21 protein-coding genes are annotated in these 23,596 nt (G+C 62.4%); 18 read left to right on the top strand and 3 right to left on the bottom strand.

Annotation, left to right across the window (positions count from 1 at the left end):
- Together ACL2XQ_RS08130 and ACL2XQ_RS08125 are read right to left on the bottom strand one after the other, a co-directional pair.
- Positions 1-750, bottom strand: a complete 750-nt coding sequence (locus ACL2XQ_RS08130; RefSeq protein WP_410015613.1) for a FadR/GntR family transcriptional regulator — start codon at positions 748-750, stop codon at positions 1-3.
- A 189-nt stretch (positions 751-939) separates the two neighbouring features.
- Entirely contained in the window at positions 940-1,239 is a 300-nt protein-coding gene (locus ACL2XQ_RS08125; RefSeq protein WP_410015614.1) for an ArsR/SmtB family transcription factor, read from the bottom strand.
- A gap of 109 nt (positions 1,240-1,348) precedes the next feature.
- On the opposite strand from ACL2XQ_RS08125, the gene ACL2XQ_RS08120 reads away from it, so the two are divergent.
- The 8 genes from ACL2XQ_RS08120 (at position 1,349) to ACL2XQ_RS08085 (ending at position 10,571) form a co-directional block, all read left to right on the top strand.
- The gene (locus ACL2XQ_RS08120; RefSeq protein ID WP_413740233.1) at positions 1,349-2,437 is read left to right on the top strand and encodes an NADH:flavin oxidoreductase/NADH oxidase; all 1,089 of its coding nucleotides are present in this window, start codon (positions 1,349-1,351) and stop codon (positions 2,435-2,437) included.
- A gap of 352 nt (positions 2,438-2,789) precedes the next feature.
- Positions 2,790-3,494, top strand: coding sequence for a FadR/GntR family transcriptional regulator (locus tag ACL2XQ_RS08115; protein WP_413740232.1), 705 nt, complete (start codon positions 2,790-2,792; stop codon positions 3,492-3,494).
- Positions 3,491-4,504 carry an ABC transporter ATP-binding protein gene (locus ACL2XQ_RS08110; protein WP_410016571.1) on the top strand — a complete coding sequence of 338 codons (1,014 nt, stop codon included), beginning with the start codon at positions 3,491-3,493 and terminating at the stop codon, positions 4,502-4,504. The genes ACL2XQ_RS08115 and ACL2XQ_RS08110 overlap by 4 nt, the downstream gene beginning before the upstream one ends.
- The gene (locus tag ACL2XQ_RS08105; protein ID WP_410015617.1) at positions 4,501-5,565 is read left to right on the top strand and encodes an ABC transporter ATP-binding protein; all 1,065 of its coding nucleotides are present in this window, start codon (positions 4,501-4,503) and stop codon (positions 5,563-5,565) included. Before ACL2XQ_RS08110 ends, ACL2XQ_RS08105 begins: the two co-directional genes overlap by 4 nt.
- 22 nt (positions 5,566-5,587) lie before the next feature.
- Entirely contained in the window at positions 5,588-7,105 is a 1,518-nt protein-coding gene (locus ACL2XQ_RS08100; protein ID WP_410015618.1) for an ABC transporter substrate-binding protein, read from the top strand.
- Between the two features lie 24 nt (positions 7,106-7,129).
- Complete coding sequence (locus ACL2XQ_RS08095; protein WP_410016572.1) at positions 7,130-8,074, top strand: ABC transporter permease; 945 nt, start codon at positions 7,130-7,132, stop codon at positions 8,072-8,074.
- Between the two features lies 1 nt (position 8,075).
- Positions 8,076-8,951, top strand: a complete 876-nt coding sequence (locus tag ACL2XQ_RS08090) for an ABC transporter permease (protein ID WP_413740231.1) — start codon at positions 8,076-8,078, stop codon at positions 8,949-8,951.
- Positions 8,952-8,969: 18 nt separating this feature from the next.
- Positions 8,970-10,571: a gamma-glutamyltransferase family protein gene (locus ACL2XQ_RS08085; protein WP_413740230.1), complete on the top strand. Its 1,602-nt coding sequence runs from the start codon at positions 8,970-8,972 to the stop codon at positions 10,569-10,571.
- 65 nt (positions 10,572-10,636) lie between these two features.
- On the opposite strand, the gene ACL2XQ_RS08080 is transcribed toward ACL2XQ_RS08085, so the two are convergent.
- Positions 10,637-11,626: an aldo/keto reductase gene (locus tag ACL2XQ_RS08080; protein ID WP_413722504.1), complete on the bottom strand. Its 990-nt coding sequence runs from the start codon at positions 11,624-11,626 to the stop codon at positions 10,637-10,639.
- Between the two features lie 366 nt (positions 11,627-11,992).
- On the opposite strand from ACL2XQ_RS08080, the gene ACL2XQ_RS08075 reads away from it, so the two are divergent.
- From ACL2XQ_RS08075 to ACL2XQ_RS08030, 10 genes are all read left to right on the top strand, one after another.
- The gene (locus ACL2XQ_RS08075) at positions 11,993-12,886 is read left to right on the top strand and encodes a LysR substrate-binding domain-containing protein (protein WP_413728623.1); all 894 of its coding nucleotides are present in this window, start codon (positions 11,993-11,995) and stop codon (positions 12,884-12,886) included.
- Positions 12,887-13,132: 246 nt separating this feature from the next.
- Positions 13,133-14,068: a LysR family transcriptional regulator gene (locus ACL2XQ_RS08070; RefSeq protein ID WP_413728624.1), complete on the top strand. Its 936-nt coding sequence runs from the start codon at positions 13,133-13,135 to the stop codon at positions 14,066-14,068.
- A 290-nt stretch (positions 14,069-14,358) separates the two neighbouring features.
- Positions 14,359-15,801 (top strand): amidohydrolase, encoded by a 1,443-nt coding sequence (locus tag ACL2XQ_RS08065; RefSeq protein WP_413722502.1) that lies wholly within the window; start codon positions 14,359-14,361, stop codon positions 15,799-15,801.
- 80 nt (positions 15,802-15,881) lie between these two features.
- On the top strand, positions 15,882-17,492 hold the full coding sequence (locus tag ACL2XQ_RS08060) for an ABC transporter substrate-binding protein (protein ID WP_413730644.1): 1,611 nt from the start codon (positions 15,882-15,884) through the stop codon (positions 17,490-17,492).
- A gap of 38 nt (positions 17,493-17,530) precedes the next feature.
- Complete coding sequence (locus tag ACL2XQ_RS08055) at positions 17,531-18,616, top strand: ABC transporter permease (protein ID WP_410015626.1); 1,086 nt, start codon at positions 17,531-17,533, stop codon at positions 18,614-18,616.
- On the top strand, positions 18,613-19,548 hold the full coding sequence (locus ACL2XQ_RS08050) for an ABC transporter permease (protein WP_410015627.1): 936 nt from the start codon (positions 18,613-18,615) through the stop codon (positions 19,546-19,548). Before ACL2XQ_RS08055 ends, ACL2XQ_RS08050 begins: the two co-directional genes overlap by 4 nt.
- Positions 19,541-20,407 carry an ABC transporter ATP-binding protein gene (locus tag ACL2XQ_RS08045; RefSeq protein ID WP_410015628.1) on the top strand — a complete coding sequence of 289 codons (867 nt, stop codon included), beginning with the start codon at positions 19,541-19,543 and terminating at the stop codon, positions 20,405-20,407. Before ACL2XQ_RS08050 ends, ACL2XQ_RS08045 begins: the two co-directional genes overlap by 8 nt.
- A gap of 80 nt (positions 20,408-20,487) precedes the next feature.
- Positions 20,488-21,225, top strand: a complete 738-nt coding sequence (locus tag ACL2XQ_RS08040) for an ABC transporter ATP-binding protein (protein WP_410016573.1) — start codon at positions 20,488-20,490, stop codon at positions 21,223-21,225.
- A gap of 19 nt (positions 21,226-21,244) precedes the next feature.
- Positions 21,245-22,195 carry a serine hydrolase domain-containing protein gene (locus ACL2XQ_RS08035; RefSeq protein WP_413740229.1) on the top strand — a complete coding sequence of 317 codons (951 nt, stop codon included), beginning with the start codon at positions 21,245-21,247 and terminating at the stop codon, positions 22,193-22,195.
- Entirely contained in the window at positions 22,192-23,547 is a 1,356-nt protein-coding gene (locus ACL2XQ_RS08030) for an MmgE/PrpD family protein (protein ID WP_410015630.1), read from the top strand. Before ACL2XQ_RS08035 ends, ACL2XQ_RS08030 begins: the two co-directional genes overlap by 4 nt.
- Positions 23,548-23,596: the final 49 nt, after the last annotated feature.

The raw sequence follows: 23,596 nt of genomic DNA, 5'->3' as shown, positions 1-23,596 counted from the left end.
TTAGTCGGTAAAAGGCGCCGCGCCTGCCATGCGGATGGTGGCGCGGCGGCGAAAGTCCGCGCCGATCTCGAAATGGCGGGCCAGCAGTTCGTCGGCGCGCGCTTCGTCGCGCCCGACGATGGCGGCAAAAATAAGCCGGTGGTGATCGATCAGGAACTCCTCGATGCCGTCCACCTGGATAATCTGTTCACGCCGGTCCAGGTGCGAACGCATCATCAGCGCGCTGATGGACTGGTAAATACTGATAAGCGTCGCCGAGCCGGACGCCAGCACGATAGCTTCATGAAAGTGGAAATCCGCCAGGCCGCCGACTTCCGGGGTATGGATAGTGTCGATGATGGCGCGCAGGCATTCGGCCAGCCGATCGTAATCCCCTTGCGTGGCCCGGCGGCATGCCAGGCGCACCGCCTGCCGTTCAATGGCAATACGCGCCTGCATCACGTCGTCAATCACATCCGCCTGATGGGCCAGTACAAAAGTGAAAAATTCACCCAGAATCGACACGCTGGGTTTTTTCACCACCGTGCCGATACCATGGCGGATCTCCACCGCGCCAATCATCGCCAGGGCGCGCAAGGCCTCGCGCAGCACCGGCCGGCTTACGCCGAGCCGGGCGGAAAGCTCACGCTCCGGCAGCAGGCAGTCCCCCGCCTTGAGCTCCCCCGACAGCAGTTGCTCGCGCAGAAATCCGACGACCCGATCGTAGCCGTTGCCGGTGTCCTGTTTCCCGTTCCCGCGTTTAATCGTCATCTGTCATTCATCAGCCTTAACCAGTGGTAATACCAATGGTAGATATGTTAATGAAAGATTAATGTGATGTTATTCACAGTTGCTTTTTGGTCAATAAGATGGCGATCACAGATTTGCCGCGAAAACGGAAAAGGGGAAATTCAGGCCGTGGTGGGGCGCATTAGGCGATATTGGCGAAGCGGGGGGCGGTTAATGCTGCGCCAGGATCGTCGTCAGCAGGCCGGGGAAGCGGTCCTGCATATCATCGCTGCGCAGCGTATTGATGTGCGTGGTGCCGACATTATGGGTATAGACCAGCCCGGCATCGCGCAGCACGCGGAAATGATGGGAAACGCTGGATTTGGGGCGGCCGCCGTCCAGTTCGCCGCAGCTGGCCTCGCCCAACTGAGCCAGGCGGCGCACGATGTCCAGGCGCAACGGGTCGCTCAAGGCGTAAAGCACGCGTTCGAGAGCGAATTCATTTATCGACGGATGTTTAAAGGGGCGCATGGGGCGACTATAGCAAACGGCTTGTCAAAAAGCCATAATTCGAATATTATCGAATTACAGAATAAGGCTACAGTAAATCATCGCGCCAACAAATACAGGAACCCGAACCATGTCAGCACTCTTTCAACCCTTTAAACTCAAGGATGTTACGCTGCGCAACCGCATCGCGGTGCCGCCCATGTGCATGTATTCCGCCGATGAAGGCCTGATCAACGACTGGCACCAGGTCCATCTGGCCGCCCTCGCCCGCGGCGGCGCCGGGCTGGTGATCGTCGAGGCCACCGCGGTCTCCCCCGAGGGGCGTATCACCCCAGGCTGCGCCGGCATCTGGAACGATACCCTGGCCCAAGCCTTTGTGCCGGTGGTGCGGGCCATCAAAGCGGCGGGCGCGGTGCCCGGCATCCAGATCGGCCATGCCGGCCGCAAGGCCAGCGCTAACCGGCCCTGGGAGGGCGATGACCATATCGCCGAGAGCGACCCGCGCGGCTGGCAGACCATTGCGCCGTCCGCCATCGCTTTTGGCGCCAATTTGCCGAAAGTGCCCAAGGCCATGACGCTTGACGATATCGCCCGGGTGCGTGATGATTTCGTGGCCGCCGCCCGCCGGGCGCGCGACGCCGGATTCGAATGGCTGGAGCTGCATTTCGCCCACGGCTACCTGGCCCAGAGCTTCTTCTCGACCCATTCCAACCAGCGCGACGACCAGTACGGCGGCAGCGCCGTTAACCGCGGCCGTTTCCTGCTGGAAACCCTGGCGGCGGTACGCGAAGTCTGGCCGGAACATTTGCCGCTGACCGCCCGGTTCGGCGTGCTGGAGTTCGACGGGCGCGACGAGCAGACTCTGACTGAATCCATTGATCTGATCAAGCGCTTTAAACAGGCCGGCCTGGATATGCTCAGCGTCAGCATCGGGTTCTCCACCCCCGACGCCACTATTCCCTGGGGACCGGCTTTTATGGGCCCGATCGCCAAGCGGGTGCGCAGGGAAGCGGATATCCCGGTCGCCTCCGCCTGGGGATTCGGTACGCCGGACCTGGCCGAAAAAGCCGTTCAGGACCAGCAATTGGATCTGGTCATGGTGGGCAAGGCCCATCTGGCCAATCCCCACTGGAGTTATTACGCCGCCCGTGAACTGAAGATTGAACGTCCCTCCTGGACGCTGCCCGCCCCCTACGCCCACTGGCTGGAAAGATACTGACGCCGGCGCTAACCGTCGTCCCGGCATCAGGGCGGCGGTTAGCCTGAGAGCGGCAATTCCTGATGCAGCGCGGTGCGTGGTGTGCCCACCCGTGGTGCATCCTCTCCCTCCATGGCGGTTGCCTTAATGATATCCCCGGCATTGACGGCCGGGCACTTCGCACGCCCGCAACAAATCCCCTGAAATTCCAGTCATCTGCAACGTTCGATTAAAAAAAGAGCGAACCAATAAAAAATTGGTTCGATTTGTGCTTGATGGTGATGAAAGGTAATGAGTGATGGCGTGCGTTCCGGCGGAACAGCGCGCCATCAGGGCGTTATCGACACGATTATGGCAAATCAGGGTGTGAGTCATGACAAAACAGCCGTCGTCCTTCTCCGCGCTGGAACAGCTGCGCGCGCTGATCCTGCAACACCCCGCGCCTGAGCTGCCGCTGCCCACTGAGCGGGAGCTGGCGCAACGCTATCAGGTCGGGCGCCGGGAGATCCGCCGCGCGCTGGACGTACTGGAGATGGAAGGCAGGGTGTGGCGCAAACAGGGCAAGGGCACCTTCCTGGGTCCCGATGCCCCATCGCAACCGCTGGTGCTGCAGGGCTTGCCGCGCCAATCGACGCTGCTGGAGGTGATGGAAGCCCGTCTGCAGCTGGAGCCGGGGCTGGCGCGCCTGGCCGCCATGCGCGCCACGCCGGAACAGCTGGCGCTGATGGCGCGCCTCCAGGAGCGGATGCAGGTGCTGGCAACCGATGACAGCGATCAGCACGAACTGTGGGACAGCGCCTTCCACCGGACGCTGGCCGAAGCAGCAGGCAACCGGCTGCTGCTCGGCCTGTTTGACGCGCTGGACGCCATACGCCGCGACGACAGCTGGCGCCATCAGCGCGAGAAGGCGCGCAACCCGGCGCGGCTGGACAACTATAACCGGCAGCACCAGCGCCTGATCCGCTATCTCCAGGCCCGCCGGCCCGAGGAGGCCGCCGCCGTCATGACCGAACATCTTCTGGCGCTGCAACAGGCGCTGATCACTGTCCTGTCCATCGACAAGGAGCCTCAAGCCTGATGACGATCCCCACATCCCCCGCGCCGCCGGTGCTGAATATCGCCCATCTGCGGGTGCGCTTCCACGGCTCGCCGGCCAGCGTGCTCGACGATATCTCGCTACATATCCAGCCGGGGGAGACCCTGGCGCTGGTGGGCGAATCCGGCTGCGGCAAAAGCGTCACCTCGCTGGCGTTAATGGGCTTATTGCCCGACAGCGCCCGCATCGACCAGGGGGAACTGTATTTTAACCAACACGACCTGCGCGCTCTGTCGCCGCGGCAATACGCCAACCTGCGCGGCAATCAGCTGGCCATGATTTTCCAGGAGCCGATGACGTCCCTTAATCCGGCGTTTACCCTGGGCGACCAATTGGCGGAGGCGGTGATGCGGCATCAGGGCGGCAGCTATCGCCAGGCCATGGCGCGCGCCGGGGAGATGCTGGCTTTGGTGCAGATTCCGGCGCCGGAGCTGCGCCTGAAGTCGTATCCGCACCAGCTTTCAGGCGGCATGCGCCAGCGGGTGATGATCGCCATGGCGCTGATCAACCGGCCGCAATTGCTGATTGCCGACGAACCCACCACCGCCCTGGATGTCACTATCCAGGCCGGTATCCTCAGCCTGCTTAACCAAATCAAGCAGGACACCGGCACCGCCATTTTACTGATTACCCACGATCTCGGCGTGGTGGCGGAAGTGGCGCAGCAGGTGGCGGTCATGTACGCCGGCCAAATTGTCGAAACCGGCAGCGTGGACGACATTTTCAGCGACCCGCAGCATCCCTACACCATCGGACTGATGGCCTCGATGCCCAGCCTGTCGGCCCGCATCGGCAAGTTGGCCACCATTCCGGGGTCGGTGCCCACCGCGGACGCCATGCCCGCCGGCTGCCGCTTCGCTACCCGCTGTCCGTTCGCCGACGAACGCTGCCACCGTTCCCGGCCCGATCTGCGTCCGGTCGCCGCAGGCCATGAGGCCGCGTGTTTTTACGCGCCGCTTGAACACCATTTCGCGCCGGGAGCCAGAGCATGAGCCAGCCGATCCTTGAAAGCGTGGCATTGACGAAAATCTTTCAGGGCCCCAAAGGCCTGTTTACCCGCCAGCGCCAGGTGCACGCGGTGGATCGGGTATCACTGAAGGTCTGGCCGGGCGAAACCCTGGCCATCGTCGGCGAATCCGGCTCCGGCAAATCCACTCTCGGCCGGCTGCTGCTGCGCCTGCTGACGGCCACCGAAGGGCGGGTTTTCTACCAGGGCAATGATATCGGCATGCTGCCCGCCGGGCAGTTGAACCAGCTGCGGCGCGAGCTGCAAATCATTTTCCAGGATCCGTTCGCCTCCCTTAATCCGCGCATGACGGTGGAGGAGATTGTCGGCGAGCCCATCTGGCTGCATGAGCGGATTTCCCGGGCGCAGCGGCGCGAACGGGTGGCCGAACTGCTGCGCACCGTCGGGCTGCCGGCCCTGTACGCCCGGCGGTTTCCCCATGAATTTTCCGGCGGGCAGCGCCAGCGCATCGGCATCGCCCGCGCCCTGGCGTCCAAACCCACGCTGCTGCTGGGGGATGAGCCGGTTTCCGCGCTGGACGTGTCGGTACAGGCGCAGGTGGTCAACCTGCTTGAGAGCCTGAAAGAACAGTTCGGCCTGACCCTGATCGTGGTGGCGCACGGACTGGCTGTAATCCGCCATATGAGCGATCGCGTCGCGGTGATGTACCTGGGGCAAATCGTCGAAATCGCCGCCGCCGATGATATTTTCGATCAGCCGCTGCACCCCTATACCCGGGCGCTGATTGCTTCAGCGCCCCAGTTAACCCCAGGCGGCCGGCAATCCGGACCGCTGCTGACGGGGGATTTGCCCAACCCGTCGCAGCCGCCGTCGGGATGCCGTTTCCATACTCGTTGTCCCCACGTCAGGGACGTCTGCCGGCAGCATGAACCGCCGCTGGAACCCGCCGGCGATCGGCGCCAGGTGGCGTGTCACCGCTGGCGGGAACTGAACAGCGATCGCAGCGTTATCGTCATGGCGCCGCCGTCGGCGGCTTTCCTGCGGCGGCGCGCGCTGTTTGTCGACGCCGCGGCCCGTAAACCCTAACTGCCACAAGGAATCTATGCTCATGAACTCCCGTCACAAGCTTTATACCGCGCTGAGTGGTTTGGTGTTGCTTGGCGTCAGCGGCCAGCCGTATGCCGAAAGCATTTTACGTATCGGTCTGGGCAGCGACCCCGACATGCTCGATCCCCACCTGGCCCGGACCTATTATGGCCGATTTGTCTTCGCCGCCATGTGCGACCGGCTGGTGGATGTGGATGAAAAGCTGCAGGTGGTGCCCGGCCTCGCCACCGACTGGCAGTACAGCGATGACGGCAAAACCCTGACCATGAACCTGCGCCAGGGCGTGACGTTTCAGGATGGCGAAGCCTTTAACGCGCAGGCGGTGAAATTTAATATCGATCGTGCGCTGACCCTGCCGGGATCGCTGCGCAAAAGCGAACTGTCCTCGGTGGCGTCCGTCGAGGCCACCGGCCCCTATAGCGTGACGTTTCACCTGAAGAACGCCGACGCCGCGCTGCTCTCCCAGCTCACCGACCGGGCGGGCACCATGCTGGCGCCCCAGGCCGCCGCAAAGGAGAACTTCGCCGCGCACCCGGTATGCTCCGGTCCCTACCAGTTTGACAGCCGGGTGCAGCAGGACCGCATTGTGCTGACGCGCTATGGTAATTACTGGAATAAACAGGCCTACCACTTCGATAAAGTGATTTTTATGCCCATTCCCGACTCCTCGGTGCGCCTGGCCAACCTGCGCGCCGGCGATCTGGATCTGACCGAAGGCATTGCCGCCAGCGATGTGAAAACCGTCGAGGCCAATCCCACGCTCGCCCTGGCCAAGGTGACTGGGCTTGGGTATATGGGGCTGACCTTTAATATCGCCAACGGCAAGGCCAATCCCAGCGATCCGTTTGCCAAGGATGCGCGGGTACGCGAAGCGTTCTCCCTGTCTCTGGATCGCGACGCCATTAACCAGGTGGCCTTCGAGGGGCAATACACCCCGGCTAACCAGCCGTTCTCCACCGTCAGCCCTTACCATGTGGATTTGCCGGTGCCGGCGCGGGATGTGGAGAAAGCCAAATCCCTGCTGGCCGCCGCCGGGGTCGCCACGCCGGTGGAAACCACCCTCCTGGTGGCCAACAGACCGGATGCCCAGCAGGTGGGCCAGGTCATCCAGGCCATGGCCGGCGAAGCCGGGTTTAATGTCCATTTGCAAACCTCTGAATTCGCCACGCTGCTGGATCGCCAGCAGCGGGGAGATTTCCAGGTCAGCATGTCGGGCTGGTCCGGCCGCCCGGATCCGGACGGTAGCATCTATTCGTTTATCCACAGCAAAGGCAACCTGAATGACGGGCGCTACAGCAACCCGCAAGTGGACGACTGGCTGCAACAAGCCCGCGCCACCTCCGACCAGGCCAAACGCAAAGTCCTTTATAGCCAGGTGGTGGCGCAGTTGCAGCAGGATATGCCGCTGGCCTATCTGTATTTCGAGCCGCGCATTTTCGGCATGACGAAAAAAATAACGGGATTCAAACCCTATCCCGACGGGTTGATCCGCCTGGCGGGTATGCAACTGGCGCCGTAGCGCGTCGAGAATCCGGGAGCGATGATGTTAGAACTGATTGGCAAGCGCGTATTGCTGGCGATACCCACCCTGTTTTTAGTCAGCATTATGGTGTTTTCGCTGCAAAAACTGCTGCCGGGCGACCCGGTGGTGGCCATGGCCGGCGAAGAGCGCGACCCGGCGGTAATCGCCATGCTGCGCGCTAAATACCGCCTGGACGACCCCATACCGGCGCAGTATTTTTACTGGCTGCGCGACGCGCTGCAGGGCAACCTGGGCATTTCGCTGCGCACCCAGGAACCGGTGACCACGCTTATCGCCAGCAAGCTGCCCGTGACCGTCGAACTGACGCTGCTGTCGATGATCATCGCCATGGCGCTCGGCATCACCTCCGGTATTATCGCGGCGGTGCGCCGGGGAACCTGGGTGGATTACAGCGCCAACTTTATCGCCTTGTCCGGCATCTCCATCCCCAACTTCTGGCTGGGGGTGCTGCTGATCCTGCTGTTTTCCGTCAAGCTGCAGTGGCTGCCGGCCTCGGGGTTCGTGCCGCTGACCGAAGACCTGGCGCAAAACCTGCGCACCCTGCTGCTGCCGGCGTTGGTGCTCGGCACCGGGCTGGCGGCGACGCTGATGCGCCATACCCGTGCGGCGATGATAGCGGTGCTGAAAGCGGACTATATCCGCACCGCCAAGGCCAAGGGCCTGCTGCCCGGGCGGGTGATACTCAAACACGCGCTGCGCAATGCGCTGGTGCCCATCGTCACCCTCACTACGCTGCTGTTTGGCGAGCTGCTTGGCGGCGCGGTGCTTACCGAGCAGGTCTTCACCATACCGGGATTCGGCAAGATGATTGTCGATTCGGTGTTCAACCGCGATTACGCGGTGGTGCAGGGGGTGGTGCTGGTGGTGGCGATGGCTTTCCTGCTGCTTAACCTGGTGGCCGACGTGCTGTACGTGCTGATCAATCCGCGCATGAGAGGAGAATAATATGTCGCAGGTGCTCACCGGCGCGGCCGCGCCGGCTACGCCCAGGGCGGGCAGCCGGGCGATTAAAAAATTCATCGCCAATAAAAGCGCCGTGATCGGGGCGGCCATCGTGCTGATCTTTGTCATCATCGCCCTGCTGGCGCCGTGGCTGGCGCCCTTCGATCCCATCAAGGCCAACTTTCTGACGGTACGCAAACCGCCGTCGGCGCTCTACTGGCTCGGCACCGACGAACTGGGCCGCGATATTCTGTCCCGCCTTATCTGGGGCGCCCGCACCTCGCTGATGGCCGGCTGTATTTCCGTGATTATCGCCATATTTATCGGCGTGCCGCTGGGGCTGGTCGCCGGCTATTGGCAGGGAATATGGGATGGCGTTATCTCCCGTGTTATCGAGGCGTTGCTGTCCTGTCCGTTTTTGATCCTGGCCATCGCTCTGGGGGCGTTTCTCGGCCCGAGCCTTATCAATGCGATGATCGCCATCGGCCTGTCGGTGATGCCGATTTTCGCCCGCCTGACGCGCGGACAAGTGATGAGCATCCGCAACGAGGAGTATATCGAGGGCGCCCGGGCCATCGGCTTGCCCGACCGCTGGATCGTACTGCGTTATGTGCTGCCCAACGTGTTGTCGCCGATTATGGTGCAGGCGACGCTGGCCATCGCCTCGGCCATCATTACCGAAGCCAGCCTGTCGTTTTTGGGACTGGGGCAACAGCCGCCCTCTCCCTCCTGGGGCGCCATGCTCAATACCGCGAAAAATTACCTTGAACAAGCGCCATGGATGTCGATTTTTCCCGGACTGGCGATCTTTTTTACCGTCCAGGGTTTCAACCTGCTGGGTGACGGGCTGCGCGATGCGCTGGATCCGCGCGACAATTAACCAACACAGGATTACACGATGACATCACCACTGGATTTCCAGGTAGCCTACCCCTCCCTGCGGCCGCCGATGATGGGTCGCAACGCGGTCTGCGCCTCCCAGCCGCTGGCGGCCCAGGCGGGGTTGCGCATGCTGCTGCTGGGCGGCAACGCCGTGGACGCCGCCGTCGCCGCCGCCATGGCCCTGACGGTGGTGGAACCCACCGGCTGCGGCATCGGCAGCGATGCGTTCGCCATCGTCTGGGACGGCAAACAACTGCATGGCTTAAACGCCTCCGGCCGTTCTCCCGCCGCCTGGAAATATGAAGATTACGCCCATCTGCCGGCCGTGCCGGAACTGGGCTGGGACGCGGTCACCCTACCCGGTGCGGTGTCCGGCTGGGTGGAACTCGCCCGCCGCTTCGGCTCCCTGCCGCTGACGACGCTGGCGCAGCCGGCCGTCGAATATGCCCGCGACGGTTTTCCGGTATCGCCCCTGATCGGCGCGTTATGGCAGCGCGGCGTCGAGCGTCTTGGCGGCCAGCCGGGATTTATGGCGTGTTTTGCGCCCGGAGGACGCGCGCCGGCCATCGGCGAGCTGTTCCGTAATCCGGCCCAGGCCAGGACATTGGAACTGATCGCGCAAACCGAGGGCGAAGCGTTTTATCGCGGCGAATTGGCGGCGAAAATCGCCGCTTTCGCCCGCCAGCATAACGCAGGCCTAACGCTTGAGGACCTAAACAACCACCGGCCCGAATGGGTCGAGCTGCTCTCGCGCCCCTTTGCCGGCGGATCGGTACATGAATTGCCGCCCAACGGCCAGGGCATCGCCACCCTGATAGCCCTGGGCATCCTGGAGCACTGCGGGATCGGCCGTTATCCTCCCGACTCGGCGGCGGCGCTGCATCTGTCCATTGAGGCGATGAAGCTGGCGCTGGCCGACCTGGAGCGTTATGTGGCCGATAGCGATCATATGGAATTCGAGGCCAGGCATTTATTAAGCGATGCGTACCTGCAACAGCGCGCCGCGTTAATCGATCCCGCCCGGGCGGGGGATTTTGTCTTCGGCGCGCCGCGGCAAAACGGCACGGTCTATCTGTCCGCCGCCGATGCCGGCGGCATGATGGTATCCTTTATCCAGTCTAATTATATGGGGTTCGGGTCCGGCGTGGTGGTGCCGGACACCGGCATCAGCCTGCAAAACCGCGGCGCCAGTTTTGTGCTGGAGCCGGGACATCCCAACTGCCTCGCCGGCAACAAGCGCACCTTCCATACCATTATCCCGGCGTTTGCCCTGGACGGCGCCGGACAGCCGCTGATGTCGTTCGGCGTCATGGGGGGATCCATGCAGGCGCAGGGCCATGTCCAGATGGCGCTGCGCATCATGCAGCACCGGCAAAACCCGCAGGCGGCCATTGACGCGCCGCGCTGGCGGGTGGTGCAAGGACGCGAGGTGATGGTGGAACCGTCGCTGGACCGCAATACCCTGGCGGCCCTGCGCGCCATGGGACACCAGATAAGCGTCGAGGACCCGATGCAGATCCACAGCTTCGGCGGCGCCCAGGCCATTATGCGCGACGCGCAGGGCGTGTATATCGCCGCCACTGAAAGCCGCAAGGACGGGCAGGCGCTGGTATATTAACCCACAGCCCGCCCCTCCGGCGGGGATGTCGACATTGCGCAGCCGTTGCGGCGCCGGCCGCGCATTCAGCGGCCGACGTTCTTTTGCATGTCGGCCGGATAACGCTCGCCCTGTACGCTGATATTCGCCACGGCGCTTTCGATGGCGCGCAAATCATCGGGGGTGAGAATCACCTCGACGGCGCCCAGGTTTTCCTCCAGGCGGTGCAGTTTTGTCGTGCCCGGGATGGGCACAATCCAGGGTTTGCGCGCCAGCAGCCAGGCGATGGCTATCTGCGCGCGCGTGGCCTGCTTGCCCGCCGCCAGCTCGCCGAGCACGTCCACCAGCGCCTGGTTGGCAGCACGCGCCTCGGGTGTAAAGCGTGGCACGATATTACGGAAGTCGTTGCCGTCGAAGGCGGTATCCTTGCTTATGGCGCCGGTGAGAAACCCCTTGCCGAGCGGGCTGAAGGGCACAAAACCGATGCCGAGCTCCTCAAGCGTCGGTAAAATCTCCTGCTCCGGCTCCCGCCACCATAAGGAGTACTCGCTTTGCAGGGCGGTAACCGGCTGGACCGCGTGCGCCCGGCGGATGGTCTGCGCGCCCGCCTCGGACAGGCCGAAATGCTTCACCTTGCCTTCCTGGATCAACTGTTTCACCGTGCCGGCGACATCCTCGATGGGGACGTCCGGATCGACGCGATGTTGGTAAAGCAGGTCAATCACCTCGGTCCGCAGGCGCTTTAGCGACGCCTCGACCACCTGCCGGATATGCTCCGGCCGGCTGTTGAGGTGCTGTTTGCCGTCCGGACTCGGCAGGTCGAAACCGAATTTGGTGGCAATCACCACCCGATGGCGAAACGGCGCCAGCGCTTCCCCCACCACGTCTTCATTGGTAAAGGGACCGTACACTTCCGCGGTATCGAAAAAGGTCACGCCGCGCTCAACCGCGGCGCGGATAAGCGCGATGGCCTCAGGCCGGTCTTTCGCCGGGCCATAGCCATGGCTCAGGCCCATGCAGCCCAGGCCCAGCGCCGAGACTTCCAGATTGCTGTTGCCGAGTTTTCTCTTTTGCATTTTTTACTCCTTAAAGTTCCTGGCTGGTCGGACGGAACAGGATTTCGTTAAGATCCCCGTCTGGCGGATGGCAAACGCCACGACGCTGGCGAACGAGACCGTGGGGATGGCGTGCTGTTCATGAAAAGCCCTGGTATAGGTTATTTTCAATACCTTAAGGCGGGGCGGCTTTGCGCCGGGTGATCTTCAATCGCCCGTTAACGTTAGCAGAAGGACGGTGGCGGGGTTAGCGGCGCGAAGGAAATGAGCTTATGAAATGGATTCATAAATGTTGTTGCAATCTCCCGGACTGAGGTCTGAACGCAGCCAGGCATATATGTATAGAATAAGGGCAATGCAAATGATGCGCACAACGCAGGCGGCGTAATGTTACGAGAAAACTTCAATGACCTCATTTCTTTCCTGGTGGTGGCAAAGGAACGCAGCTTCACAAAAGCGGCGGCGAAACTGGGGGTTTCCCAGTCGGCGCTAAGCCACGCCATGCGCAGCCTGGAAGAGCGCCTGGGGCTCAGGCTGTTAACGCGCACCACGCGCAGCGTGGCGCCGACCGAAGCGGGCGAACGCTTGCTCCATTCGCTGGGTCCGCGCTTCGCCGACATCGAGAGCGAGCTGGACGCCCTGGGTGAAATGCGTGACCAGCCGGCGGGCAATATCAGGATAAGCGCCGGAGAACATGCGATGGATTATGTCCTGTGGCCGGTCCTGAAACGCTTCCTGGCGGGGTATCCGGATATCAATGTGGAAATTACCGTGGATAACAGCCTGACGGATATCGTCAGCGGGCGTTATGACGCCGGCATACGCCTGGGTGAACAGGTCGCCAAGGATATGGTCGCCGTGCGTATCGGGCCGATGATGCGAATGGCGGTGGTCGGCGCGGGCGCGTATTTGGACCGGTATGGCATACCGGCGACGCCGCAGGAATTACAGCATCACCGCTGCATTAATATGCGCCTGCCCACACTCGGGGGCAAATATGCCTGGGAATTTGAAAAAGCGGGCCATGAGCTAAAGGTCCGCGTCGACGGCCAGTTAACCTTTAACTGCCTGCGTCAGCGGATTGATGCCGCCATCGCGGGATTCGGTCTGGCATTCGTACCGGATGATACGGTGCAAGAACCCCTGGCGAGCGGACAGCTGATCCGGGTGCTGGAAGACTGGTGCCCCGCGTTCCCGGGATATTACCTGTATTATCCCAGCCGTAAACAGCATACCACCGCCTTTGCCCTGTTTATCGACGCGATACGCTTTCAGCAATAACCGCGCGCGCGCTGCCCCTTGACGGTGCAGCGCGCGACAACCCGTCCGCCGCCAAGCCGGGCCATGACAAGCATTACGCCGGCCTGTTCGCGTAATCCCCTGAAAAACAAAGACACTCATTCTTTTTTGCCGTTGGCGTGGATCTTGCTGCAGGTTAAGTCGCCATATGGCTTCTCAAGCAACGACCCGGGCGCAATGCGCTTTCTCCCATAGATAGGGTGATCATAACTAGCCAGGGGTTATCCGATGGAACTGAAATGGTTGGAAGATTTTCTCAGCGTTTCTCAGTGCTATAGCTTTACGCGGGCGGCTAATGAGAGAAACATTACCCAGTCCGCGCTAAGCCGCCGGATCAAGCAGCTCGAAGAGTGGCTCGGCGTGCCGCTGTTTGATCGCAAGGCCTACCCGATCCGCCTGACGGCAGAGGGGCAGGATTTTCTGCAAACCGCGGCGGAAATGGTGTTTTCCATGACCCGGCTACGCAACGATATCCGCGAGCGTCATATGCATAAGCACGCCATCGTGCATTTCGCCACGCTGAATACGTTGTCGCTGACGTTTTTTCCGTCCTGGATTAACGCCGTCGAACCCTCCCACCAATACGGCTATATCCGTTTATGCGATCAGCAACCTTCCTTCAGCGGCAATATCTCCCTCCTGCTCGACGGTGAAACCGATTTTTTACTGACCTACGCGCACGACTCCGTGCCGTTGATGAAACAGTTGCAACGTTTTCCTTATCTCGAACTGGGCGAGGAACGGGCCATCGCCGTCTGCGCGCCGGACAGCGGCGGCAAGCCGCTTTATCCCATTGATGAGAGCCGGGCCGCCGACGGCGTCCAGGCGCCTATCCCCTATCTTAGCTATGGCAAACGCTCATTTTTCGCCCATGCGCTGAGCGCGCTGTTCGCCACGCGCCCGCTGCCGCTGAAGACCATTTATGAAAATTCAATCTCCAGCGGCCTGAAGGCCATGACGATTTCCGGCTGCGGCACCGCCTGGTTGCCGTCAAGTTTGATCGATGAAGAACTCGCCGCCGGTACCCTGATCCGCGCGGGCGACCGCAGTTGGGATATCCAGGCCGGCATTCGCCTTTACCGGCTGGAAAAATTCCGCAACATCCAGGCCGAGCGCCTGTGGAACCGGGCCGCCCTGCTGCACCGGACCCACGCGGCAGCCTGAGCCGCGCCCACGCGCCGGGCGGTTTAATCAGCCTGGCGATCCACTGTTTCCCTGCCTTTCAACGGCCGGGGCGGGCGATTATTTCCGTGATAAAAACACTATATATCAAATAAATAATTTCCCCTAACGCCACAAAACCATGCCGCGGCACGCTATGCAATTTTGGAATAGGCCAGTTGAAAGTCTCATTGGATCTTTGCCGCCGATATCCACATCCTGAACGGGTTCCCATTATTTTTCCGGCCCGACACATCAACAACAACCCCATCCACCGGCACGAGGATATTCAGGTGAATAACGCAACAGCGCAGCAGAAAGCATTGGTCTGGAACCTGGTCGATGTAAAGAAAAACCTGTTCACCGCCCTGAGCGATCGTATCTGGGGCATGCCTGAAATCGCCTATACCGAATACCGTTCGGTGGCCGAACATACCGACATGCTCAAGACCCAGGGTTTTCGCGTCACGGAAAATGTCGCCGGCATTCCCACCGCCGTCATGGGGGAAGCCGGCCAGGACGGTCCGATCATCGCCATACTGGGTGAATACGACGCGCTGCCGGGACTGAGCCAGGTCGCCGGCATCGCGCGTCCGGAACCGATTCCCGGCAACGGCCACGGCCATGGCTGCGGTCACAACCTGCTCGGCTCCGCCGCCATGCTCGCCGCTACGGCGATTAAGGACTGGCTGGCGCAAACCGGCGCGCCGGGCCGTGTACGTTACTATGGCTGCCCGGCGGAGGAAGGCGGCGCGGCAAAATCCTTTATGGCCCGCGCCGGCGCGTTTGACGACGTGGATATCGCCATTACCTGGCATCCGTCGGCCTTCAGCGAAGTGGCGCGCGCCGAATCCCTGGCCAATACCCGTATGGACTTTGTTTTCCACGGCCGCGCCTCCCATGCCGCCGCGTCGCCGCATCTGGGCCGCAGCGCGCTGGACGCGGTCGAACTGATGAACGTCGGCGTCAACTACCTGCGTGAACATGTGCCCTCTGATTCGCGCATTCACTACGCCATGCTCGACGCCGGCGGCATCGCGCCGAACGTGGTGCAGGCGCGCGCGGCGGTACGTTACGCTATCCGCTCCCGTGACGTCCATGCCATGTTCGCCCTTAATGAACGGGTGAAAAAAGTGGCGGCGGGCGCGGCGATGATGACCGAGACTACGGTGGATATCAGCATCATGAGCGCCGTCGCCAACCTGCTGGGCAACGAACCGCTGGAGGACGCCATGCAGCGTAATTTCGACCTGCTGGGTCCCCTCGCCTTCGACGATGCCGACAAAGCCTTTGCCGCCGACATCCAGGCCACCCTGTCCCCGGAGGATATACAGAGCGCCTATCGCCGCATCGGCATGAAAACACCGCCCCAGGCCGCCGCGCTGTGCGAATTCATCGTGCCCCTGGACGCGGCCGGCGAACTGATGCTCGGCTCCACCGACGTTGGCGACATCAGTTGGGTGCTGCCGACCGTACAGGCCCACGTCCCCACCTACGCCATCGGCACGCCGGGCCATTCTTGGCAACTGACCGCGCAGGGCATGATGCCCGCCGCGCATAAGGGGCTGGCCTACGCCGCCAAGGTGATGGCCGCCACCGCCATCGATACCCTGACCGATAAGGTCCTGCTGGCGCAGGCGAAAACCGCGCACTACGAACTCACCGCGCAAACGCCTTATGTCTGCCCTATTCCCGCCGACGTGCAACCGCCGCTGCAACCGCGCCCGGCCGAATGACGGTTTTTGTCTGTCCCGTCGCCGTCATGCCGCGGCGCATTTTCGGCGATTCGCCATTTCTCTTCACAGGAGCGGAATTTATGCGCACTACCCGCAGACGTACCCTGAACACCCTGATCGCGCTGACGCTGGGATACGCCCTGCCGCCCCCGGCGGCGCACGCGCAAACGCCGCCGGATTCACTGGTGATGGCATGGAATATCGATGCCATCAGTACCTTTGACCCGGCGCAGATCGGGGAGGTGGTCACCAATGAAATCATTAAGAACACCTGCGATACGCTGGTCGATTTCGACCCCAAAGATGAAGCCAACGTGATACCCCGCCTGGCGAAAAGCTGGGACATTGCGGCGGACCACAGGCAAATCACCTTCCATCTCAACAGCGGGCTGGCGTTTCCGTCAGGCAATAAAGCGACGGCGCGGGATGTCGCCTGGTCGCTGCAGCGGGTGGTGCTGCTGGGCTTCGGCAATTCAGCCACCCTGACCGAATTCGGCTTTAACAAAGACAACGTTACCCAGCGTATCACGGCACCGGACGACAATACGCTGGTGATGACCTTCGACCGGTCGTATCCGGCCAACCTGGTGCTGCAGGCGATTGCGGCCAATAACGTCTCCACCACCCTTGATCGCGCGCTGGTCGAGCAAAACGCCGTTAACGGCGATATGGGCAATAAATACCTGACCACCCATACCGCCTGCGTCGGTCCCTACCAGCTGATGCGCTGGAACGCCGGTGAAGGCGTCATGCTGCAGGCGAATAAGCCCTATTGGGGCGCCGCCCCCAAACTGCAGCGCATCCTGATCCGTCATGTGGCGGAAACCGGCACCCAGCGTTTACTGCTGACCCAGGGCGACGTGGATATCGCGCGCGACCTTGCGCCGGACGACCTGCGTGATTTGGACCAGGGCGGCCAGGTGCGCGTCGATAAGGTGCTCAAGCCGCAGCTGTTTTTCTGGACCTTTAACAATGAGGATCCCATTTTCAAAAATCCCCAGGTGCGCCTGGCGATGCGTTACCTGATTGATTACCAGGGGCTGGCGTCCACCGTGATGCCGTACCTCGGCGTGCCCCGCGCCAGCTTCGCCCAGCTCGGCGCCTACGGCGCGCTGGATAAAGACGCCGGACAGCCGTTCAGGCTCGATCTCGATAAAGCCAGGCAGCTGTTAACCGCAGCCGGTTATCCCAACGGCTTTACCGCCAAACTGATTATCGGCACCCTGCCGCACTCCGCCCCCATCGCGCAAAGCACCCAGGAAAACGCCTCGAAAATCGGCGTGAAACTCACGATTGAAAGCATGGCCAACGCCCAATTGTTCAGCCGCGTGCGCGGACGTGAGTTCCAGAGCGCCATGATGGCGTGGCAGACCTCGGTACCGGACGCCTATGGCAACGCCTCGCGCCTGGTTTTCAATCCGGACAACGGCAAGGAGGCCAAAAATACGCAATATCCCAGCTGGCGCGCGGCCTATTTTGACCCGGCGATGAACCAGCAGGTCACCGACGCCCTGCTGGAGCCGGACGATCAAAAACGTATCGCGCGCTATCACCAGTTGCAGGAAGAGCAGATGCAGCAGGGCCCGATGGCGATCATGTTCCAGATGTACAACACCGCCGGGCTGACCAAACAGGTGAAGGACTGGACCTGGAACGGTTTTCGCGTGTATTACGCCATGGCGGCTAAATAACCACGACGATAGGGTCGTTTTCACGCAAGGAGTCACCGATGTCGCTAATCGATCCGGCCGCCACGGCCGAACACCCGGCCGACCCGCTCTGGCTCAGGCTGGGCGGGCACGGCGCGCGGCTGGGCAAGCTGCTGGTTTCCGTGCTTTGCACGCTGTTGGGACTGGCGGCGCTAACTTTCTTTATCGGCCGTCTGCTGCCCATTGATCCGGTGGTGGCGGTGCTGGGCGATAACGCCAGTCAGGAAGCCTACCAAAAAATGTATCGCCTGCTGGGGCTGGATAAACCGCTGTGGCAGCAATTTTTACTGTATCTGCAACACGTCGCCAGGCTGGATTTCGGCAACGCCCTGACCACCGGACGCCCGGTCATCGAGGATATCGGCCGGGTATTTCCCGCCACCCTGGAGCTGGCGAGCCTGGGGGCGATCATCGGCACCTGCCTGGGTATTCCGGCCGGCGTGTTCAGCGCCATGTACCGCAATACCTGGTTTGATCACTGCATCCGTTTTATCGGCCTGCTCGGCCATTCCGCGCCGAATTTCTGGCTGGGGCTGATGGGACTGGTGCTGTTCTACGCCACGCTCGGCTGGATCGGCGGGCCGGGGCGCATCGACTTTATCTATGAATTCGACGTGAAGAGCGTGACCGGGTTCTATCTGGTGGACACCCTGCTTGCCGGCAACTGGGCGGCGCTGGGCAACGTATTCAGTCATCTGATCCTGCCGGCGTCGATCCTCGGCCTCAGCGGCCTGTCCTACATCAGCCGCATGACCCGCAGCTTTATGATTGAACAACTGTCGCAGGAATATGTCATCACCGCCCGCGTCAAGGGGCTGTCATGGGCGCGCAGCGTATGGGTCCATGCGTTTCGCAACGTGGCGGTGCAGGTGGTGACGGTGGTGGCGCTCTCCTACGCCTTTTTGCTCGAAGGCGCGGTGCTGACCGAAACCGTCTTCGCCTGGCCCGGTTTCGGCCGGTATCTGACCAACGCCATGCTGGCCGGCGATATGAACGCGGTGGTCGGCTGTTCACTGTTGATCGGCAGTATCTTCGTGGGGATTAACCTGCTTTGCGATCTGCTTTACCGCATTTTCGACCCGCGCACCCGTCAGGAGCAATCATGACCGATTCGGCTAAACCCCGGCTGACCCGGCAGTCGCGCCGCGCGCTGCGCGCCTGGCTGGACGCCCCCGTCCCCGCGACGCCCTGGCAGGCGCGTATGCAGCAGAGCCTCAATCAATGGCGCCGTTTTTGCCGCAATACCCCGGCGCTGTTCGGCCTGGCGGTGATGATGATCATTACCGTCGCCGCGCTGTTCGCCCCCTGGCTGGCGACCCATAATATCTACGCGCAAAACCTGCAGCTGCGCCTTGCCGCGCCCGGCGCCGGCTACTGGCTCGGCACTGACGAACTCGGGCGCGATATCTACAGCCGCCTGATCTACGGCGCGCGCATTACGCTGTACATCACCTTCCTGTCGGCGCTGATCGTCGGACCGATAGGCCTGCTGGTCGGCACCATCGCCGGCACCCTCGGCGGCTGGGCCGATACCCTCTTGATGCGCATCGTGGATATCTTCCTGGCCTTCCCGAGCCTTATCCTGGCGCTGGGGTTTGTCGCCGCGCTCGGACCCGGCATCGAAAACGCCATCATCGCCATTTCGCTCTCCGCCTGGCCGCCCATCGCCCGGCTGGCGCGCGCGGAAGCGCTGTCGATCCGCAAAATGGATTACGTCGCCGCCGTGCGCCTGCAGGGCGCATCGCAGATGCGCATTATCCTGCGCCATATCATCCCCATGTGCCTGCCGTCGGTAGTGGTACGCCTGACGCTGAACATGGCGGGGATTATCCTCACTGCCGCCAGCCTTGGTTTTCTGGGGCTAGGCGCGCAGGCGCCCAGTCCCGAGTGGGGGGCGATGCTGTCTTCGGGGCGACAGTTCATGATGACCAACTGGACGATTGCCGCCATTCCCGGCCTGTCGATTCTTCTCACCAGCCTGGCCTTTAACCTCTTCGGCGACGGCCTGCGCGACGTTCTGGATCTGCGCCATGACTGATACCCTGCTGGAAGTGCGCCACCTCAACGTGGTGTTTAAAGACCCTCATCGGGAACACCACGCCGTACGCGATATTTCGTTCGCCATCGGCCGCGAAAAAGTGGCCCTGGTCGGTGAATCCGGCTCCGGTAAATCGCTGACCGGGCGCGCACTGCTGAAACTCACGCCGCGGGGCGCCCGCGTCAGCGCCGAAAAAATGCGGCTGGGCGATACCGACCTCCTGCTTACCGGCGAGCGTGGGATGCGCAAAATCCGCGGTAAACGCATTTCGATGATAATGCAGGATCCTAAATTTTCACTTAATCCGCTGATGCGCGTCGGGCAGCAGATCAACGAGGCCTACCGTACCCACTTTAACGTCGGCGAACACGAGGCGCGGGCCAAGACGCTGCTGATGCTGGACGCGGTGAACATCCGCGATCCGCAGCGGGTTTTCAGGCTTTATCCGCATGAGATTTCCGGCGGCATGGGCCAGCGCATCATGATTGCCATGATGCTGATACCCGAACCGGATCTGATCATCGCCGACGAGCCGACATCGGCGCTGGACGTCACCGTGCGCCAGCAGGTGCTGGGGGTGCTTGACGCCCTGCTGGAGCGGCGTAAAACCGGCCTGTTGTTTATTACCCACGACCTGGGCCTGGTGGAAAAGTTCTGTGACCGGGCGCTGGTCATGTACGGCGGGCGCATTCTGGAGGAAATCGCCGCCGATCAATTGCATAACGCCCGGCACCCCTATACCCGGGCGCTGCTTGCCAGCCAGCCCGATCTGCGCCATCCGGTGGATATGCTGGCGATCCCGGCGCGCGATCCGGCATGGCTGACCGGCCCGGTGTATCGCTATGGAGAACAATGCTGATGACCTGCGCGATAAACGACCCTTCCCGCCCGGCGCCGGCCCAGGCGCAGGACTATACCCCGCCGCCTGCCGCCGAGCGGATGATCGAAACCGTCGATTTAGGCATCGCCTTCGGCAAGGGGCGCCTGCGCAAGCAGGTGGTGGACGGCGTTTCCTTCAGCATCGCGCGCGGCGAAAGCTACGGCCTGATCGGTGAATCCGGCTGCGGCAAATCCACCCTGTTGCGCGCACTGACCGGCCAGAACGCCCATTATACCGGCGCCATCCTCTACCAGAACCGCGAGCAGCATCCGGTGCGCGACAAGGCGTTTTACCGCCGGATCCAGATGGTATTCCAGGATCCCTACGCGTCTTTGCACCCACGCAAGATGGTGTATCACACCCTGCTGGAGCCGCTGGTGATTCACGGCATGGATCGGCGCGAGGCGCGTATCTCCGACGTGCTCCATGCCCTGGGCCTCGGCGACGCCTTTCGCTATCGCTATCCGCACCAGCTCTCAGGCGGCCAGCGGCAGCGCGTGGCGCTGGCCCGGGCGCTGATTATCGAGCCGCAGGTGTTATTGCTGGACGAGCCGACATCGGCGCTGGATGTGTCGGTGCAGGCGGAAATCCTCAACCTGCTGAAAACCCTGCGCCGCGAGCGCAACCTGACCTATTTGATGGTCACGCATAATCTGGCGGTGGTGGCCCATTTATGCGATCGGGTGGCCATCATGCACCAGGGCAAACTGATCGAGGAGATGACCGCCGACGATATCCGGGGCGCCAAGGCGACCGAGCCCTACACCCGGCAGTTTCTCGCCGCCAGCAGCCTTTAGCGCCCAGGAGCCGGTTATTATGACGACGACTCACGCAAATCAGGCCAGGGACGCCCTGCTGCTGCGCTGCGACAGCCTGGACAGCGACGCGCTGCTGATCCTGCGCGGCGGCGTTAGCCTGCTGGAATATGGCGACATGCGGCGGCGCTTTCTTTGCCATTCCATGCGCAAAAGCTTTCTCAGCGCGCTTATCGGCATCCAGGTAGCGCGCGGCGGCTTCGACGTATCGCTGACGCTGGCCGCCCTCGATATCAACGATATAAACGCCCTGAGCGACGTTGAGCGCAGCGCCACGCTTTATGACCTGCTGACGGCGCGATCGGGTATCTACCACCCGGCCAACTATGAAACACCGTGGATGACGCGGATCAAACCCCCGCGCCACAGCCAGCCGCCGGGCTGCCGGTGGAGTTATAACAATTGGGATTTCAACGCCCTGGGCAGCGCTTACCGACAGCTGGCCGGCATGGATATCCACCGGGCGTTTTTCGAGCAGATAGCCCAACCGATCGGTATGGCCGACTTCAGGCCGCAGGACGGCTGGATGGAACCGGGAGCGCATTCGCGACACGCGGCCTATCCGTTTCGCCTGTCGACCCGCGATCTGGCCCGTTTCGGCCAATTGTTTCTGCAACAGGGCCACTGGCGGGGCAAACAGATTATCCCGGCGCAATGGGTGCGCCAGAGCCTGCTGCCCTATTCCCACGCCGGCGATCGCGGTGCCTACGGCTATATGTGGTGGCTGGCCCGTGACGGCGTGGCATTGCCCGGATGCCTACTCCCAAGCGGCAGCTATTTCGCCTACGGCGCGGGGGGACATTACTGCCTGATACTGCCCGCCCTGGACGCCGTGGTGGTCCACCGTGTGAATACCGACATCGCGGGGCGCGAGGTCAACCGTTTCCAATTCGGCCAGTTAATCAATGCGGTGCTGGCGTTCCTGGCCGCACTTTCGGGAGAACAAACATGAACGTGATTGAAGCCATTGCCGCCTGGAGCCGCGCCCAGACCGGGTTCAGCGACACGGCGCGGGAGCGGGCGCGCCTGGCGATTGTCGACACGCTGGCCTGTCTTTATGCCGGGCGGCGCGATTTTTCCGCGCTCGCCGTGCGGGCGGCGGGCGAGATGTACCTGCGCCACGGCGGCCGGGCGCGCGTGATCGGCGGCGGCCGCGCCCCGGCGGCGATTGCCGCGTTTATCAACGGCACGTCGGCACACGCCATCGACTATGACGACAACTTCGGGCCGGGCATGAGTCACGCCTCGGCGGTACTGGTGCCGGCGCTGCTGGCGGTGGCGGATGAACTCGACGCCGGCGGCGGGCAACTGATCGACGCCTATCTGATCGGCCTGCAGGCGCAGGCGTTTATCGGCGCGGGAGTGGGGCCTGCGCACTACACCGCCGGCTGGCACGGCACGTCGACGGTCGGCTGCATCGGCACGGCGGCGGGCGTCGCCTGGCTGATGGGCCTGGACCAGGACGGCATTGCCCGCGCCTTAAGCAACGCCGTCAGTTTTGCGTCGGGCATCAAAGGCCAGTTCGGCACGCCCATCAAACCGCTGCATGCGGGCTGGGCGGCCCGCAACGCGGTGGACGCGGCCGTATTGGCGCAACAGGGCATGCGCGGCAGAATCGATATCCTCGAGGCGCCGCAGGGATTTGGTGAAATGTTCGGCGGCGCCGCGCCCGCCGGCTGGGACATCCCGGCCATCCTCGGCACCCGGCTGCACAGTATTGACGGCGTGGGGGTAATGCCCAAGCGCCATCCCTGCTGCGGCTCGACGCATATGATTGTCGATACGCTGTCCGACCTGCGGGAGGCCCATGATTTTACCGACGCCGACGTGGTCTCGGTAGAAACGCTGGTCGGCATCGCCAACCGGCGCAACCTGGCCTATACCGTACCGGAAAATGAGATGCAGGCGCGTTTCTCAATGCACTATTGCGTCGATACCTGGCTGCGCCACGGCGCGCTGAGCGTACAGGATTTTACCCCCGCACGGGTAGCGCGGCAAAGCGATCCGGCGCGCCTGGCCCGCGTCAGCATGCGCGCCTACAGCGCGCAGCAAGAGGCCGCTGTCCCGGCCGGCGACAAGCTGCCGCACCGCGTTACCCTCACCCTGCGCGACGGACGCCGCCTGGAAGCCGAGCGCCGCCTGGCGAAAGGCAGCAACGCGGAACCTTTTAGCGAAGGCGAGCGCAGGCAAAAATTTATCGACTGCTGCACGGACCTGGATCACGCGGCCGCCCTGTTCGACGGGCTGAAAAACCTGGGGAACGCCAGGGATCTCGGCGCGCTGGAGGCGCTGATGATGGGATAACGATGCGGCGCCATGCGCCCTATGACAGCGCGGTTTTCCGCGGACCCGA

Source organism: Sodalis sp. RH14 (assembly GCF_047324285.1).
Taxonomy (GTDB): domain Bacteria; phylum Pseudomonadota; class Gammaproteobacteria; order Enterobacterales; family Enterobacteriaceae; genus Acerihabitans.
The sequence above is the reverse complement of the archived record's forward strand: the minus strand, read 5'-3'. Positions and strand labels throughout refer to the sequence as shown.